Below are 15103 nucleotides of genomic sequence, written 5' to 3'. Positions count from 1 at the left end.
ACCAAAGCATGGAACAGGTACTTTTCATCGTCTGGCGCGAAAGCGTCGAAGCCCTGCTCGTGGTGGGCATCCTGTACACGTGGTTGCGCGCCACGCCGGAAGGCAAGCGCGGGCTGCCGTACCTGTGGGGCGGCGTGGCGGCGGGCCTGGCGTTGGCCGTGGCGCTGGCGCTGGTGCTGCTGGGCGTGTCGTCCTGGCTCAGCGATGAAGGGCAGGAATGGTTCCAGGCCATCATGTCGCTGGCCGCTTGCGCGCTGGTGGTGCAGATGGTCGTGTGGATGAAGAAGCACGGCCGCACGCTCAAGGGCGAACTCGAAAGCGGGGCGCGCGCCTCCGTGGCAAGCGACAACTGGTGGGGCCTGCTCGTGCTGGTCGCCATCGCCGTCGCCCGCGAAGGCAGCGAAACCGTCGTGTTCCTGTACGGCACGGTGTCGGCGGGCGAGGGCGGCAGCGACATGCTGATGCTGGCCGTCGCCGGCGTGGCCGGTTTCGCGGTGGCGCTGCTGACGTTCTGGCTGCTGCAACTGGGCGGCAAGCTCATCACGTGGCGCCGCTTCTTCTTCGTGACCGAAATCCTGTTGCTGCTTTTGGCCGGCTCGTTGCTGGTGGGCGGCCTGGACCACCTGATTTCGCTGGATGTCCTGCCGACCATCGTGGACCCGGTCTGGGACAGCTCCTGGCTGCTGAGCGACAGCACGGGCATTGGCAAGGTGCTGGCCGACTTCGCGGGATACCGCGCATTGCCTGCGTTGTCCTCGCTGCTGTTGTGGGTGGCTTACTGGATCATCGTCTGGGCGCTGCTGCGCTGGGCGGGCGGACGGCCTGCGCCCGTGGCCGCTGCCCGCGGAGCATCCTGATTCCGGTGTTTTCTCCGGACTGATTTTCTTAAGGTTTGACCATGGCTGCTGCACTCGGGAGGGCAACCTCCCGCATCGCCGACTTCCTCCGTGACCATGCCCCGCTGTTGCGCAAGCTGCAGTGGGGCATTGTCGCGTTGTACGCGTTCCTCCTCATCGTGCCGGCGTTGCTGCCGCTGCCCGACAACGCGGCGTCGGTGTTCAACAACCTGACCGTCGTGGCGCAGTTTGCGTTCTGGGGCGTGTGGTGGCCGTTCGTCCTGATCTCGATGCCGATCCTGGGACGCGCATGGTGCGGCTGGCTGTGTCCCGAAGGGATGCTGACCGAATGGGCCAGCGAACGCGGCCAGGGCCGGGCCATTCCGAAGTGGATGCGCTGGGGCGGCTGGCCGTTCGTGGCCTTCGCGCTGACGACCATCTACGGTCAGCTGGTCAGCGTCTATCAGTACCCCTTGGCGGTGCTGGCCGTCCTGGGTGGGTCCACCGTGGCAGCCATGATCGTCGGCTGGCGCTACGGGCGCAGCAAGCGTGTGTGGTGCAAGTATCTGTGCCCGGTCAATGGCGTGTTCAACCTGCTGGCCAAGCTGGCGCCCTGGCACTTCAAGGTCGAGGAGGAAAAGTGGCGCCATCCCGTCATCCGCATCGAGCCCATCAACTGTGCGCCGCTGGTGCCGCTGCGCCACATGAAGGGCGCGGGCGATTGCCACGTCTGTGGACGGTGCAGTGGCTATCGCGGCGCCATTGCACTGACACCCCGCTCGCCTGAAGAAGAGATCGTTCACGTGGCCGATGGCGATCCGTGGCAGACGGCATTGCTGTGTTTCGGCCTGATGGGCATTGCGATCGGCGCGTTTCTCTGGAGCGCCAGCCCGTGGTTCGTGACGGCCAAGCAGTGGGCCGCGACCTGGCTGGTCGAGCACGACATCCTGTGGCCGCTGATGGACAACGCGCCGTGGTTCATCCTGACGCACTACCCGGACGTGAACGACAGCTTCTCGTGGCTGGACGGCGCCGGCATTCTGCTCTTTGTCGTCGGCGCCACGATATGCGTGGGCGGCGCGGCCTTCCTGTCGTTGTGGCTCGCCGACCGCATTGCGCCCGCCGCACCCGTGCCGCCGGCGCCCGTCAATTCCCATGCTGCCCATGCGCCCGTATCGCGCTGGGGGCGGGCCGGCCTGCACAAGCTGGCGCAGGCGCTGATTCCGTCGGCTGGCATTGGCGTGTTTTTGGGCCTGTCCGCCACGACGATCACGCTGCTCAAGCATGAAGGCGTGCAGGCGGCATGGGCGACGCCGGTCCGGTTCACGCTGCTGACCCTGGCGGTGCTGTGGACGCTGCGTCTTTACGCGCGCCTCCTGAATGCGCGTCCGGTCGGCATGGCGCGCAAGGTTGGCGCGGGTTTGGTGCTGGCCGCGGGCCTCGCGCCGTTCTGCATGGCGTGGGTGCTGTTCTTCGCGGTCTGGTGAGCGTTTGACGGGGCCGCTGCGATACAGTGGGGGCTTATCCGGCGCCGCCGGCATTTTCCTCACTGCTATCCGCCATGGCTTCCTACGCATTTCGTCTACTCAACGTTTTCGCCTCTTCCACATTCAGCGGCAATCAGCTCTGTGTGTTTGAAGACGCGCGCGGCATGGACGACGCCACCATGCTCAATCTTGCGGCGCAATTCAATCTGTCCGAGACCACGTTCATCCTGCCTTCGGATCAAGCCGATGCGCGGGCGCGCGTCTTTACACCAGGCTTTGAAATGAAGTTCGCCGGGCATCCGGCCATCGGCACCGCGCAGGTCGTGCGCGACCTGCGGCAGACCGGCGACGTGTTGACGCTGGAATTTCAGGCCGGCGTCGTGCCGCTCACTGCCCATGGCGACGCGTGGACCTTCACCGCGCCGTGTCCGGGCGGGGTGCGCACCGCCGCGCCCAAGTTGGATCCCGCCGGCATCGCCGGACTGGTGGGCCTGGGCGAAAACGACCTGCTGGCCGACCCGATCTGGGTGGATACCGGTGCGGACCAGTTGCTCGTGCCGCTTGCCAGCGTGGACGCAGTGCGCCGGGCCAAGCCGGATGCGTCGCTGCTCGGCCGCTGGCAGACCAGCAGCCTCGAACGCAAGTCGCTTTATCTGTTTGCGTTTGACGAAGGCAATGTCCAGGCGGGCCGACAGGTCGTCGTGGCCCGCTACTTCTACGCCACGCCGGGCGGTGCGATCAACGAAGATCCCGGCACCGGTTCGGCTTGCGCCAATCTCGGCGGCTGGCTTCTGCACCGCAAGGCGGCGCTGCCCGCCAGCGTGCTGGTGGAGCAGGGCGACCAGACCGGCCGCCCCTGCCGCCTGCAGCTGGATGTGTCGACCGACGGCCGCATCCAGGTGGGCGGACGCGCGCTGGGAATCGGCCGCGGCGCCGTCACGCTGTAGCAGAGCGCAAATCCCAAAGCGAGCATGTAAAAGCCAAACGTGAAAACGGCGCCTGTTTGCACAGGCGCCGTTTTCAAATCAGGCGTCAACTACATCGATGCCTTGATTACTTGCGGTTCTTGGCCGGATCAACCTTGATGTTGTTCTTGACCTGCTTCACGCCTTCAACGCCACGGGCGACCTTGGCGGCGTGATCCGCTTCGGCAGCGGTGCCGACGGTGCCGGTCAGCGTGGCTTCGCCGTTGTTGGTTTCGACGGCGATTTCCAGGGCGCTCAGCTGCTTGTCGGCAACAAAGGCGGCCTTGACCTTGGTGGTCACGGTGGCGTCGGACGCGTATTCACCCACGGACTGTTTCGGCTTGCCGTCATCGGCGGCAAAAGCCATGGAAGTGAAGACAGCGCCCGTACCCAGTGCGGCGGCGGCGATCAGCTTGCGAATTTCCATAGTAATGCTCCTTTTTATTGGTGTTCAGCGCGTTCGTGACGCTATGACGATCTACTAAAGCTCAGATGTGGGTTCTATTTCTTGCGGAAGGCGCCGCCCAGAATGGACAAGAGAGCCAGGACCAGAAAGACGAAGAACAGGATCTTGGCAATCCCCGCGGCGCCGGCGGCGATGCCGCCGAACCCCAGGACAGCCGCGATGATCGCGATAACGAAGAAAACTACGGCGTAATGCAACATGTCAGCTTCTCCTGGTGGTTATGGGAATCAGGGATTGCGGTCGAAGAAGTCGCGGACTTCCTTTTGCGCCTCATCCTTGGTCTTGCCGTAGCGTTCCTGGATCAGACCAGCCAGACGCTCGGCGTTGCCTTCGGTGCGGGTCAGTTCGTCGTCGGTGAGTTCACCCCAAGCCGCCTTGGCCTTGCCCGTCAGTTGCTTCCACTTTCCGGCGATGATGTCGTTGTTCATGGTGACCTCTCTCTGGTTTCGTGCGGCGGCAGGTTCATGGCCTATGAAGCTGCCGGAACGCGGTGTGTTGGGAACTGATCAGCTAGGTTCTAAGCTACGAGTCGCCCCCTGGGGCTGTCAAACCACGCTGTGGAGAAATGTAACTGCGCCTCTGCGGAAAAAGCCCTGTGTTTGAGACGAGAAAACGCGTTCCGGGCGCACGAAGGTCGAGTTACATTTGAGCAACCATTTGACCCCTTTTGTGCGCGGCTAGTAACCGATCCGCTCTCGAAACCCACTGCTGGCGCGGCTGGCCGGGCAGGGCGCATGCCGGTATAGTCCACACGGAACCGGCTGGCGGTTCGCCACGTAAAGGGAGAAAAGCTCGCATGATGAAACGACTTTGCAGCGCCATCTTGCTGGCGCTTGGCGCCATGGCGGCCGTGGGGTGCACGCACGTGACGGACCGGTATCAGGCCTTGGCGCCCATCGCATCCCCGCACGGCTGATGGCATCGCAAGACGAAAAAAAACGGGGCGCCTGAGCGCCCCGTCCGCATTTGCGCCGAGCCGTTCAGGGCTGGGCGATGCGCTTGGCGATGTGGTCCAGCGCTTCTTCCACCTGATCGACCAGGATCAGGCACAGATCGCCCGAATTCAGGCGCGCCAGCGCCGTGTCGATCGCCACGAACTCACCATGGATCTCGTCGATCTGCGTGGTGCGGCTGGCGCCCACCAGACCCTGCTGCAGCAGGGCCAGCACTTCGCCGTCCGCGCGGCCGCGTTGACACTGGTCCTGGTAGAGCAGCACGTCGTCGAAGGCCGCGCCCAGGATCTCGGTCTGCATGCGGATGTCTTCGTCGCGGCGGTCGCCCGCGCCACTGATGACGACCGAGCGGCGCTTGGCCGGCATGGCGTCCACGGCACGCACCAGCGCCTGGATGGCGTCGGGGTTGTGGCCATAGTCGGCGATCACCGTGGCGCCGCGGTAGTCGAACACGTTGAAGCGGCCAGGAGCCGTCTGCGCGTCGTTGACGAACGTGGCCAGGCCGCGGCGCACGACATCCCAGCCCAGGTCCAGCGCCCATGCCGCCGCAATGGAGGCCATCGCGTTCTCGACCTGGAAGGTGATCGTGCCGTTGCGCGTGAGCGGGATCTCGGCCAGCGGGAAACGCACCTCGTCGGCGCCTTGCGCCGCCACGATGGCATCGCCATCGCGGTAGACCGAACGCAGGCCCTGCGCGCGATGCGTGGCCAGCACGGGATGGTTGCGGTCTTCGGCAAAGTAGGTGATCGAGCCCGGGCAGCTTGCGGCCATCTCGGCCACGATGGGATCGGCCGCGTTCAGCACTGCCATGCCCGACGGATGCACGTGCTGCACGATGACGCGCTTGACCACGGCCAGGTCCTCGACCGTGCTGATGTAGCCGAGCCCCAGGTGGTCGCCCATGCCGATGTTGGTGACGATGGCGACGTTGCAGCGGTCGAACGCCAGGCCTTCGCGCAGGATGCCGCCGCGCGCGGTTTCAAACACCGCGGCGTCCACGTCCGGGTGCATCAGCACGCTGCGCGCGCTGCGCGGACCGCTGCAGTCGCCGGTGTCGATGCGCAGGTTGTCGACGTACACGCCGTCGGAGTTCGTCATGCCCACGCGGTTGCCGGCCGCGCCCAGCAGGTGCGCGGTCAGGCGGACCGTGGTGGTCTTGCCGTTGGTGCCCGCGACGGCCACGACCGGAATGCGGCCGTCGTCGCCGTCCGCGAACATGTTGGCGATGATGGCTTCGCCCACCGCGCGGCCCTTGCCGAACGAGGGGTTCAGGTGCATGCGCAGGCCAGGCGCGGCGTTGACTTCCACGACGCCACCGTGCTGCTCTTCAAGCGGGTATTGCACCGTTTCGGCCACCACGTCCACGCCGCAGATGTCCAGGCCGATCATGCGGGCCGCGGACACCGCGCGCGCCGCCATTTCGGGGTGGACCTCGTCGGTCACGTCGGTGGCGGAGCCGCCGGTGCTCAGGTTGGCGTTGTTGCGCAGGAAGATCAGCGTGCCGGAGGGCGGCACGGAGTCGGCGTCAAAGCCTTGCTTTTTTAGCGTCGCCAGGGCGATGTCGTCGAAACGGATCTTCGTCAGCGAGGTGGCATGGCCGTCGCCGCGCAACGGGTCGGCGTTGACCTGGTCCACCAGTTGGCGGATGGTCTGCTGCCCGTCGCCCGTGACTTGCGGCGGATCGCGGCGCGACGCCGCGACCAGCGCGCCGCCAACCACCAGCAGGCGGAAATCGTGGCCCGGGATGTAGCGCTCGACGATGACCTCGGAGCTGATCTCTTCGGCCACTTCAAACGCTTGGATCACGCGCTCGCGGGTTTCGATGTTGACCGCGACGCCACGGCCCTGGCTGCCGTCGCGCGGCTTGACCACGACCGGGCCGCCCAGTTCCTGCGCCGCTTCCCAGGCCTCTTCGGCGGTGGTCACCGAACGGCCCATCGGCACCGGCACCCCCGCGGCGTCCAGCAGCATCTTGGTCAGGTCTTTGTCCTGCGCGATGGATTCGGAGATGGCGCTGGTCAGGTCGGTTTCGGCGGCCTGGATGCGGCGCTGCTTGCTGCCCCAGCCAAACTGGACCATGCTGCCTTGCGTGAGGCGGCGGTAGGGGATGTTGCGCGCGGTAGCGGCGTTCACGATGGAGCCGGTGCTGGGCCCCAGGCGCACGTCTTCGTCCAGCTCGCGCAGACGCTTCAGGGCGTCGGCAATGTCGAACGGCGTGTCATCGAGCGCGGCGCGCACGAGGTCCTGCGCCAGTTCCATCGCCAGCTTGCCGACTTCTTCTTCGCTGTACTCGACCACGACCTGGAACACGCCCGGTTCGATGGTGGAGGCGGTGCGGCCGAACGTGACGGGGCAGCCGGCGTGCGCCTGCATCGTCAGCGCGACGATCTGCAGCACGTGGGCGATGGACACCGCGCCCTGGTGACCTTCGGGGCGCAGCAGGCCGGTTTGCGGCAGCCGCGCGCGCAGGCGGGCTTCGAACTCGGGCAGGTTGTCGATGGAGCATTCGGCATCGCCGCAGGACACGATGGCCTCGATGGCGGTGTTCTTGCTCCACAGATTGGGGCCGCGCAATGCTCGGATTCGGGAGACTTCCATGGCAGGGTTTCCTGTCGTCTGACGCGCGTCCGCCGGGGGCGGCCGCGCGCCTAATAAGGTCAGTTTTGTTGGATCCAGCGGCGGACCAGATCGATGGTCGGGCCGGAGAACGCCTCGTCGGACTGCAGCAGGGCGAAGTCGCCCGCTCCGATGCCGTCCAACACGCTGGCAATGGCCTTGCCGTGGTCGGGCTCGTCCTGGATGTCCTTGACGCGGCTGCCTTGCGCCAGGCCCTGGCGCAACAGCGCGCGCGCTTCGCCTTCGGAGCGCTTGCTGCGCACGGTCGCGTCGTCATACAGAACCACGCGGTCGAAGGCGTCGCCTAGAAGCTTGCCCTGTTCGATCAGGTCCGCGTCGCGGCGGTCTGCGCCGGCCGAGTAGACGGCAGCGCGCCGGGCGGACGGGAACTGGTCGATGGCCGTGAGCAGCGGACGCAGCCCCGAGGCGTTGTGCACGTCGTCCACCACGACCGTGGCGCCATTGCGCTCAAACAGCGTGAACTGCCACGGCGCGTCGGCCTGGTCGATGTCGAAGGTCTCGATGCCGGCGCGGATCAGTTCCACCGGGATGTCCAGCGCCCACGCCGAACCCACGGCTGCCAGCACGTTTTCAACCTGGAAGGCGACGCGGCCGCCATGTGTCAGCGGGATGGCGGCGACGTCGGCCAGGCGTTCTTCCTGGCTGCCCTGCGCCAGCACGATGCTGCCGTCGCGCACGAACACCGCGCGTCCGTCCTGGGCCAGGTGCTGGACGATGGCGGGCAGGGCGGGATCGATGCCGAAGAAGATCACGCCGCCGTCGCAGAGCTCGGCCATTTCGACCACGCGCGGATCGCGCGCGTTCAGCACGGCCACGCCATCGGGCAGGACCACGTCCACCTGCGTGCGGAACACGTTGAACAGGCGCTCCGTTTCGTTGATGTCGAAGTCGCCGAGATGATCGCCGTCGTCGATGTTGGTGACCACGCCGACCTGGCAGCGGTCGTAGGCCAGGCCCTGGCCAAGGATTACGCCGCTGTCGTTCTCGATGACGGCGGCGTCCACGTTGCGGTTCATGAGCAGGCGCGTGCCCGACGCGAAGTCGGCGCGGTCGCCCTTTTGCACGAGACGACGGTCCAGGTAAAGCCCTTCGCTGCACGCGAGGCCGGTGCGCTTGCCGGACAGGTGCAGCAAGCGCGCCACGAGGCGGGCGACGACGGTCTTGCCGTTGGTGCCGGTCACGCCGACGATGGGAATGCGGCCCGCGTCGCCCTCGGGGAAGAGATGGTCGACGATCGCGCGGCCCACGGGACGCGGCGTGCCATCGGCGGGCTTCAGGTGCATCAGCAGGCCAGGTCCGGCGTTGACTTCGACGATGGCGCCGCGCTGTTCATCCAGCGGGCGCGTGATGTCTTCGGCCACGAGGTCCACGCCAGCGATGTCCAGGCCGACGATGCGCGCGGCCAGCGTCACGGTGGCGGCCACGCTGGGGTGGACGCGATCGGTCACGTCGAACGCGACGTTGCCGCTGCGCTGCACCAGCACGCGCTGGCCTTCGGGCGGCACGCTGTCTTCCGACAGACCCTGGCGCGCGATTTCCAGCCGGGCGGCGGAATCCAGGCGCACGGGATTGAGCGGATGGTTCTCGGTACGGCCGCGGCGCGGGTCGGTATTGATCTGGTTGTCGATGAGTTCGGTGATGGTCGACTTGCCGTCGCCCGTCACCCACGCCGGTTCGCCAGCGGCCGCCGCGACCATGCGGTTGCCCACCACCAGCAGGCGGTGTTCGTTGCCCAGCACGAAGCGTTCGACGATGACGCCGCTACCTTCGTCCACGGCGACGCGGTAGGCCGAGACCACTTCCTCGCGCGTCGTCAGATTGGTGAAGACGCCGCGGCCATGGTTGCCGTCGTAGGGCTTGACCACCACGGGCAGGCCGATGTCCTCGGCGGCGTCCCAGGCGTCTTCCTCGCTTTCAACGAGACGCCCTTCGGGCACCGGCACGCCGCAGGTCGACAGCAGTTCCTTGGTCAGGTCCTTGTCGCGCGAAATGCCTTCGGCGATGGCGCTGGTGCGATCGGTTTCGGCCGTCCAGATGCGGCGCTGCGCCGAGCCGTAGCCGAATTGGACGAGGTTGCCTTCAAAAAGACGGATATACGGAATATCGCGATCATCGGCCGCATCGACGATGCAGGCCGTGCTGGGGCCGAGGCAGTGGCGGTCGACCAGGCTGCGCAGCTTAGCCACGGTGGCGGGCACGTCGAACGGCCGGTCCTCGATGGCGGCCATGACAAGGTCGCGCGCTTCGTTCAATGCAGTGCGGGTGACCTGTTCCTGCCAGGCGCGCACGACGACCTTGTAGACGCCGCGCTTGGAGGTTTCGCGGGCCTTGCCGAAGCCGCCGCGCAAGCCGGCCAGGTTCTGCAATTCAAGGGTGACGTGTTCAAGAATGTGGCCGGGCCACGTGCCTTCTTTAAGGCGGGCAAGAAAACCGCCCCGCACGCCGGGGCTGCATCGATGTTCGATCAGCGTCGGCAGCCATTCAGTCAGGCGCTCATAAAATCCGGGAATCGTGTTGGAGGGGTAATCCTCCAGTTCACCGATATCCACCCATGCTTCAAGGACCGGACGATACGTCCAAATGTTCGGGCCGCGCAAAGCCACGACATCGATAAATTCAATGTCTTTCTTTTTCATGTTTTAATTCGCTCGAGAAGCAGGTTGGCACGCGCGGACGCCCCTATGCAAGACCGCGATCTTATTGGGGTTGCGCCTTAAGAATAATGCCAACGAGTGGGGGATCCCAGATGTTCCTAATTAGAAAAATCGGCTGATACTATACGACGCCTTCATGGCGTGAACTCGTTGTGTTGTAAGGAAGGGACACGTTTGCCGCCGATGGCGTCAAACCGGTTGCCGCCTAGTAGGGCAGAGTCCTGGCCCGGTATGCGTTCCAATGAAAAAACCACACCTGCTTTCCGGCCTTGCCGACGCATTTCCTGCCCGCTGGCGGGATGAAATCCGCACCGAAGTGGCGGATGACGAAACCCTTCTGGCCTGGGTCGAAATAGACCTCGATCAGCGTTTGAAATTCCAGCCGGGTCTGGTCGCCGTGACCGATAAACGGCTGATCGCCCGCCTTCCCGACGATTCCGGTTGGGAATCCTGGCCATACGGCCCTCAATTGAAGTTATCCCTCAGCGATCATGCTGGCGCCGCCGTGCTGGAGCTGCACGACGACACCGGCCGTCTGGGCGTCTGGCGATTCACGCTGGCTTGCAATCCCGCGGCGCTGCGGCTGATGGCCCAGTTTGAAACGCAGCAGTCGATTCGTCTGTCGGGCAAGCCTGCCGAAGCGCTCGAAGAACGCACCTGCACGATCTGTAATAACGTCATTCCCGCGGGCGAGGAAGAATGCCCGACGTGCAATCAGGAACAGGCCGCGCCGTCGACCACCTGGGCGCTCTTGCGGCTGTGGCGTTTTGCGCGGCCTTACCGCGGTCCGCTGTTTGCCGGGTTTCTGCTGACGCTGCTCGGCACCGCGGCCACGCTGGTGCCGCCGTACCTGACGATGCCATTGATGGACGATGTGCTGATCCCGTTCCAGAACGGTGCGCCCATTGATTACAGCCTCGTGCGGCTTTATCTGGGCGGCCTGTTGGGATCGGCCATTCTGGCGTGGGGGCTGGGTTGGGCGCGCACGTATATTCTGGCGTGGGTCAGCGAACGCATCGGCGCGGATCTGCGCACCACCACTTACGCGCACCTGCAGCAACTGTCGCTTGAGTATTTCGGCGGCAAGCGCACCGGCGATCTGATTTCTCGCATCGGTAGCGAAACCGACCGCATCTGCGTATTCCTGTCGCTGCACCTGCTGGACTTCGCCACCGACATTCTCATGATCGCCATGACGGCGGTCATTCTGATCAGCATCAATCCGTGGCTTGCACTGGTCACGCTGGTGCCGCTGCCGTTCATCATCTGGATGATCCACGCGGTGCGCGACCGCTTGCGGCACGGCTTCGAAAAGGTCGACCGCATCTGGTCCGAGATAACGAACGTGCTGGCCGACACCATTCCCGGCATTCGCGTGGTCAAGGCATTTGCGCAGGAAAAGCGCGAGGTCGCGCGTTTCCGCGAAGCCAACAACCGCAACCTGGAAGTGAACGATCGCGTCAACACGACGTGGTCGCTGTTTTCGCCGACGGTCACGCTGCTGACCGAAGTTGGCCTGTTGGTGGTGTGGATTTTCGGCATCTGGCAGGTGTCGCAAAAGCAGATCACCGTGGGTGTGCTGGCCGCGTTCCTGGCGTATATCGGGCGCTTCTACATGCGCCTGGATTCCATGAGCCGCATCGTGTCGGTCACGCAGAAGGCTGCCGCTGGCGCCAAGCGTATCTTCGACATCCTGGACCACGTGTCCAGCGTGCCGGAACCCCAAAACCCCGCCAAGCTGCCGCATATCAACGGCCGCATCGAACTGCGCGACGTGGGCTTTCGCTACGGCAACCGCCAGGTCATCCGCGGGTTGAATCTGTCGATCGCCCCGGGCGAAATGATCGGGCTCGTGGGCCACAGCGGTTCGGGCAAGAGCACGCTGATCAACCTGATCTGCCGTTTCTACGACGTATCCGAAGGCGCCGTGATGGTGGATGGCGCGGACATCCGTTCGGTCCGCGTGGCCGACTACCGGCGCAATATCGGGCTGGTGCTGCAGGAGCCGTTCCTGTTCTTTGGCACCATTGCCGAGAACATTGCTTACGGCAGGCCGGACGCCACGCGCGACGAGATCGTGGCTGCGGCGCGCGCCGCGCATGCGCACGAATTCATCCTGCGCCTGCCGCACGGCTACGACTCGCTGGTGGGCGAGCGCGGCCAGGCCTTGTCCGGCGGCGAACGCCAGCGCATCTCGATTGCGCGCGCCCTGTTGATCGACCCGCGCATCCTGATTCTTGATGAAGCGACGTCGTCGGTGGACACCACGACCGAGAAAGAAATTCAGAAGGCCCTGGACAACCTGGTCCGCGGCCGCACCACCATCGCGATTGCGCACCGCCTGAGCACGCTGCGCAAGGCCGACCGGCTGGTGGTCCTGGACCGCGGCCAGATCGTGGAGCAGGGACCGCACGAAGAACTGATGGCCCGCGAGGGCGCCTACTATCGCCTGTATCAGGCGCAGGCGCGCCAGGCGGAAGCCGACGCCCAGGCGTCGGGCAGCGAAGACATGGCCGCCGTGGCCTGACGCGGAAACGGAACTCTCGCCATGACCTTGCCGTTCTTTCAATTGCGCCGCAATGCCTTCGGACGCCTGGAGTTCCAGTCGGCCGACGGCGAATCGCATGAAGGTGTCATCCCGGTGCGCGCCTTTCCGATCAGCGAGGCCGGACGCGGACTGTCGCTGGTGACCAGCGACGGGCACGAGCTGCTGTGGATCGAACATCTGTCCGACGTCCCCGCCGAGCCGCGTGCGCTGATCGAAGAAGAACTCGCCAGCCGCGAGTTCATGCCCGAAATCTGCAAGCTTTCCAGCGTGTCCACCTACGCCACGCCCAGCGTCTGGAAGGTGGATACCGACCGCGGTCCAACGTCGTTCACGCTACGCGGCGAAGAAGACATCCGCCGCCTGTCCGCCCAGACGCTGCTTGTTGCCGACAACCACGGCATCTTCTATCTGGTGCGCGACATCCAGTCGCTGGACAAGCACAGCCGCAAGCTGCTGGACCGCTTTCTCTGACGGCAAGGCGGTCGTACAACGCCGGTGTCAGACACCCCGCCCCTTGAACGGCGTGTGCGATTCCAGTTCCCCCAGATAGTCCGTCACCGCGGCGGTTTCCTCATCCAGGAAGTTCTGGATCGCCTCGGCGAACCCCGGATGCGCCACCCAGTGCGCTGACCACGTCGGCGTGGGCAGCAGGCCGCGCGCCATCTTGTGTTCGCCCTGCGCGCCGCCCTCGAAGCGCGCAATGCCATGCGCGATGCAATAGGCGATGGACTGCATGTAGCAGGTCTCGAAGTGCAGCCCCGGTACGTATTCCGTCGCGCCCCAATACCGGCCATATAACGCGTCGCCGCCCGCCAGATTGAGCGCCGACGCGACCGGCACGCCGTCGCGTTCGGCCAGGATCAGCACGAAGGCATCGGGCTGGTCGCAGTATGCCTGTTCGAAGAACTCGCGGCTCAGATAGGGCGGGTTGCCGTGGTCGAAGTAAGTGCGGCAATAGCAGCCGTAAAAGAATTCCAGTTCCTCCGCGCCGATCTCGGCGCCGCGCAGCCAGCGGAAGGTGAGGCCCGCGGCGGCGACCTTCTTGCGGTCCTGGCGGATCTTCTTGCGCTTGTCATGGCTCATGGTGGCCAGGAATGCGTCGAAGTCGGCGTAGCCCGCGTTGGTCCAGTGGAACTGCACGCTCTCGCGGATCATGAAGCCCGCCTCGCGCAGCGCGCGCACGTCGGCGTCGGCCGGAAACAGCAGGTGCAACGACGACACGTTGACCTCTTCGGCAAACGCCACCAGGCCGCGCACCAGCGTTGCGCGGTCTTCGTCGTTGGCGGCCAGCAGCCGCGGGCCGGTGACCGGCGTGAACGGAATGGCCGACAACAGCTTGGGGTAGTAGCGCATGCCGTGCCGCTGGAAGGCGTCGGCCCACGCGTAATCGAACACGTACTCGCCGCGCGAATGCGACTTCAGGTAAAGCGGCACCGCGCCTGCCAGCACGTCGTCGCGCCACAGCGCCATGAAATGGGGCGCCCAACCCGTCTGGCGCGACGCGCAGCCCGTGTCGTGCAGGGCAAGCAGAAAGGCGTGCCGCAGAAAGGGTTGGTCTCCGGCCAGCGCGTCCCATTGCCGGGCGTCGATGCGGGACAGATCGGTTTCCAAGGTAAGGCGCAGGGGATCCATCCGCGAATGATAAAGTCTTCGGCAGCGCATGGCGTGCAAGCCATGGCAACGACAGGGATTTGAGGCGTCCACGCGGCGCCCGGGAACGACGGCAATATGGACAGCAGCAAGACTGCCCCCGGCGGGCAGGATGACGATGCGCACGGCCTGCGCGAGCAGGCGCTGGCGGCGCTTGCCGCCACGGCATGGCCCGACAAGCTGGCGCGCGTGCGCGCCATTGCCGACGACGCCCGGCTGGATTGCGAGCGCGTTCTTGCGCCCGTCGCGGGACTGCCCGGCCGCCCCGCAAGGCCCGAACTGGTCGCGCCGGGCGAGGTCAGACAGCGGTCCATGGCCACGCCGGAAGGCAGGGCAGCGCTCCTGCACGCGCTGGCCCACATCGAATTCAACGCCGTGAACCTTGCGCTGGACATCATGTGGCGGTTCGCAGGCATGCCCGAGGCGTTCTACCGCGACTGGCTGCGCGTGGCGCGCGAAGAAGCGCTGCATTTCGACCTGCTGCGTCAGCGCCTGGACACGTTGGGCTATGCCTACGGCGACTTCCCCGCGCACAACGGATTGTGGGATATGGCCGAGCGCACGCAGGACGACCTGCTGGCGCGCCTGGCCCTCGTGCCGCGCACGCTGGAAGCGCGCGGCCTGGATGCGTCGCCGATGATCCGCAACAAGCTGGCGGGCGCGGGCGACGCGCAAAGCGCCGCCATCGTCGACATCATCCTGCGCGACGAGATCGGCCACGTCGCCATCGGCAACCATTGGTACAAGCAGCAGTGCGCGCAGGCGGGCAAAGAGCCGGTGGCCTGCTATGCCGAACTGGCGGCGCGCTATCAGGCGCCGCGCCTGCGCGGCCCTTTCAACCTGGAGGCGCGGCGCGCCGCCGGATTCGACGACGACGAGCTTGCCGCGCTGCAGGCCGGCTGAAGGG

The 15103-nt window shown here is 65.6% G+C and carries 12 protein-coding genes; 6 read left to right on the top strand and 6 right to left on the bottom strand.

Annotated elements, in window-relative coordinates; genetic code table 11:
- The first annotated feature begins 8 nt into the window (after positions 1–8).
- The 3 genes from B3098_RS06695 to B3098_RS06685 all read left to right on the top strand — a co-directional run bounded on the left by B3098_RS06695 (position 9) and on the right by B3098_RS06685 (position 3270).
- On the top strand, positions 9–857 hold the full coding sequence (locus B3098_RS06695; RefSeq protein ID WP_175122866.1) for an FTR1 family iron permease: 849 nt from the start codon (positions 9–11) through the stop codon (positions 855–857).
- 41 nt (positions 858–898) lie between these two features.
- The gene (locus B3098_RS06690; protein WP_286893266.1) at positions 899–2323 is read left to right on the top strand and encodes a 4Fe-4S binding protein; all 1425 of its coding nucleotides are present in this window, start codon (positions 899–901) and stop codon (positions 2321–2323) included.
- Positions 2324–2397: 74 nt separating this feature from the next.
- A complete protein-coding gene (locus tag B3098_RS06685; protein WP_286893264.1) occupies positions 2398–3270 on the top strand; it encodes a PhzF family phenazine biosynthesis protein in 873 nt (290 codons plus the stop codon).
- 106 nt (positions 3271–3376) lie between these two features.
- On the opposite strand, the gene B3098_RS06680 is transcribed toward B3098_RS06685, so the two are convergent.
- The 5 genes from B3098_RS06680 to cphA (B3098_RS06660) form a co-directional block, all read right to left on the bottom strand.
- Positions 3377–3715 carry a BON domain-containing protein gene (locus tag B3098_RS06680; RefSeq protein WP_056567736.1) on the bottom strand — a complete coding sequence of 113 codons (339 nt, stop codon included), beginning with the start codon at positions 3713–3715 and terminating at the stop codon, positions 3377–3379.
- Between the two features lie 74 nt (positions 3716–3789).
- On the bottom strand, positions 3790–3954 hold the full coding sequence (locus B3098_RS06675; RefSeq protein ID WP_006389411.1) for a DUF1328 domain-containing protein: 165 nt from the start codon (positions 3952–3954) through the stop codon (positions 3790–3792).
- Between the two features lie 27 nt (positions 3955–3981).
- Entirely contained in the window at positions 3982–4182 is a 201-nt protein-coding gene (locus B3098_RS06670; protein WP_006218180.1) for a CsbD family protein, read from the bottom strand.
- A 552-nt stretch (positions 4183–4734) separates the two neighbouring features.
- On the bottom strand, positions 4735–7305 hold the full coding sequence (cphA, locus tag B3098_RS06665; protein WP_239212483.1) for a cyanophycin synthetase: 2571 nt from the start codon (positions 7303–7305) through the stop codon (positions 4735–4737).
- A 59-nt stretch (positions 7306–7364) separates the two neighbouring features.
- Positions 7365–9980: a cyanophycin synthetase gene (gene cphA, locus B3098_RS06660; RefSeq protein WP_286893232.1), complete on the bottom strand. Its 2616-nt coding sequence runs from the start codon at positions 9978–9980 to the stop codon at positions 7365–7367.
- A gap of 259 nt (positions 9981–10239) precedes the next feature.
- Between cphA (B3098_RS06660) and B3098_RS06655 the strand changes: the two genes are divergently transcribed.
- The gene (locus tag B3098_RS06655; protein ID WP_286893229.1) at positions 10240–12525 is read left to right on the top strand and encodes an ABC transporter ATP-binding protein; all 2286 of its coding nucleotides are present in this window, start codon (positions 10240–10242) and stop codon (positions 12523–12525) included.
- 21 nt (positions 12526–12546) lie between these two features.
- Entirely contained in the window at positions 12547–13017 is a 471-nt protein-coding gene (locus B3098_RS06650) for a DUF1854 domain-containing protein (protein WP_286893227.1), read from the top strand.
- 27 nt (positions 13018–13044) lie between these two features.
- Here B3098_RS06650 and B3098_RS06645 read toward each other — a convergent pair whose 3' ends face one another.
- Complete coding sequence (locus B3098_RS06645; RefSeq protein ID WP_286893225.1) at positions 13045–14178, bottom strand: GNAT family N-acetyltransferase; 1134 nt, start codon at positions 14176–14178, stop codon at positions 13045–13047.
- A 96-nt stretch (positions 14179–14274) separates the two neighbouring features.
- On the opposite strand from B3098_RS06645, the gene B3098_RS06640 reads away from it, so the two are divergent.
- Positions 14275–15099, top strand: a complete 825-nt coding sequence (locus B3098_RS06640) for a ferritin-like domain-containing protein (protein ID WP_279973185.1) — start codon at positions 14275–14277, stop codon at positions 15097–15099.
- Positions 15100–15103: the final 4 nt, after the last annotated feature.

Source organism: Achromobacter sp. UBA2119 (genome assembly GCF_002331005.1).
Taxonomy (GTDB): Bacteria; Pseudomonadota; Gammaproteobacteria; order Burkholderiales; family Burkholderiaceae_B; genus Achromobacter; species Achromobacter animicus.
The sequence above is the reverse complement of the archived record's forward strand: the minus strand, read 5'-3'. Positions and strand labels throughout refer to the sequence as shown.

Excerpts from the sequence above, each read along its gene's own strand:
- B3098_RS06695 (WP_175122866.1), top strand. The coding sequence starts at position 9 with ATGGAACAGGTACTTTTCATCGTCTGGCGCGAAAGCGTCGAAGCCCTG.
- B3098_RS06690 (WP_286893266.1), top strand. The coding sequence starts at position 899 with ATGGCTGCTGCACTCGGGAGGGCAACCTCCCGCATCGCCGACTTCCTC.
- B3098_RS06685 (WP_286893264.1), top strand. The coding sequence starts at position 2,398 with ATGGCTTCCTACGCATTTCGTCTACTCAACGTTTTCGCCTCTTCCACA.
- B3098_RS06680 (WP_056567736.1), bottom strand. The coding sequence starts at position 3,715 with ATGGAAATTCGCAAGCTGATCGCCGCCGCCGCACTGGGTACGGGCGCT.
- B3098_RS06675 (WP_006389411.1), bottom strand. The coding sequence starts at position 3,954 with ATGTTGCATTACGCCGTAGTTTTCTTCGTTATCGCGATCATCGCGGCT.
- B3098_RS06670 (WP_006218180.1), bottom strand. The coding sequence starts at position 4,182 with ATGAACAACGACATCATCGCCGGAAAGTGGAAGCAACTGACGGGCAAG.
- cphA (WP_239212483.1), bottom strand. The coding sequence starts at position 7,305 with ATGGAAGTCTCCCGAATCCGAGCATTGCGCGGCCCCAATCTGTGGAGC.
- cphA (WP_286893232.1), bottom strand. The coding sequence starts at position 9,980 with ATGAAAAAGAAAGACATTGAATTTATCGATGTCGTGGCTTTGCGCGGC.
- B3098_RS06655 (WP_286893229.1), top strand. The coding sequence starts at position 10,240 with ATGAAAAAACCACACCTGCTTTCCGGCCTTGCCGACGCATTTCCTGCC.
- B3098_RS06650 (WP_286893227.1), top strand. The coding sequence starts at position 12,547 with ATGACCTTGCCGTTCTTTCAATTGCGCCGCAATGCCTTCGGACGCCTG.
- B3098_RS06645 (WP_286893225.1), bottom strand. The coding sequence starts at position 14,178 with ATGGATCCCCTGCGCCTTACCTTGGAAACCGATCTGTCCCGCATCGAC.
- B3098_RS06640 (WP_279973185.1), top strand. The coding sequence starts at position 14,275 with ATGGACAGCAGCAAGACTGCCCCCGGCGGGCAGGATGACGATGCGCAC.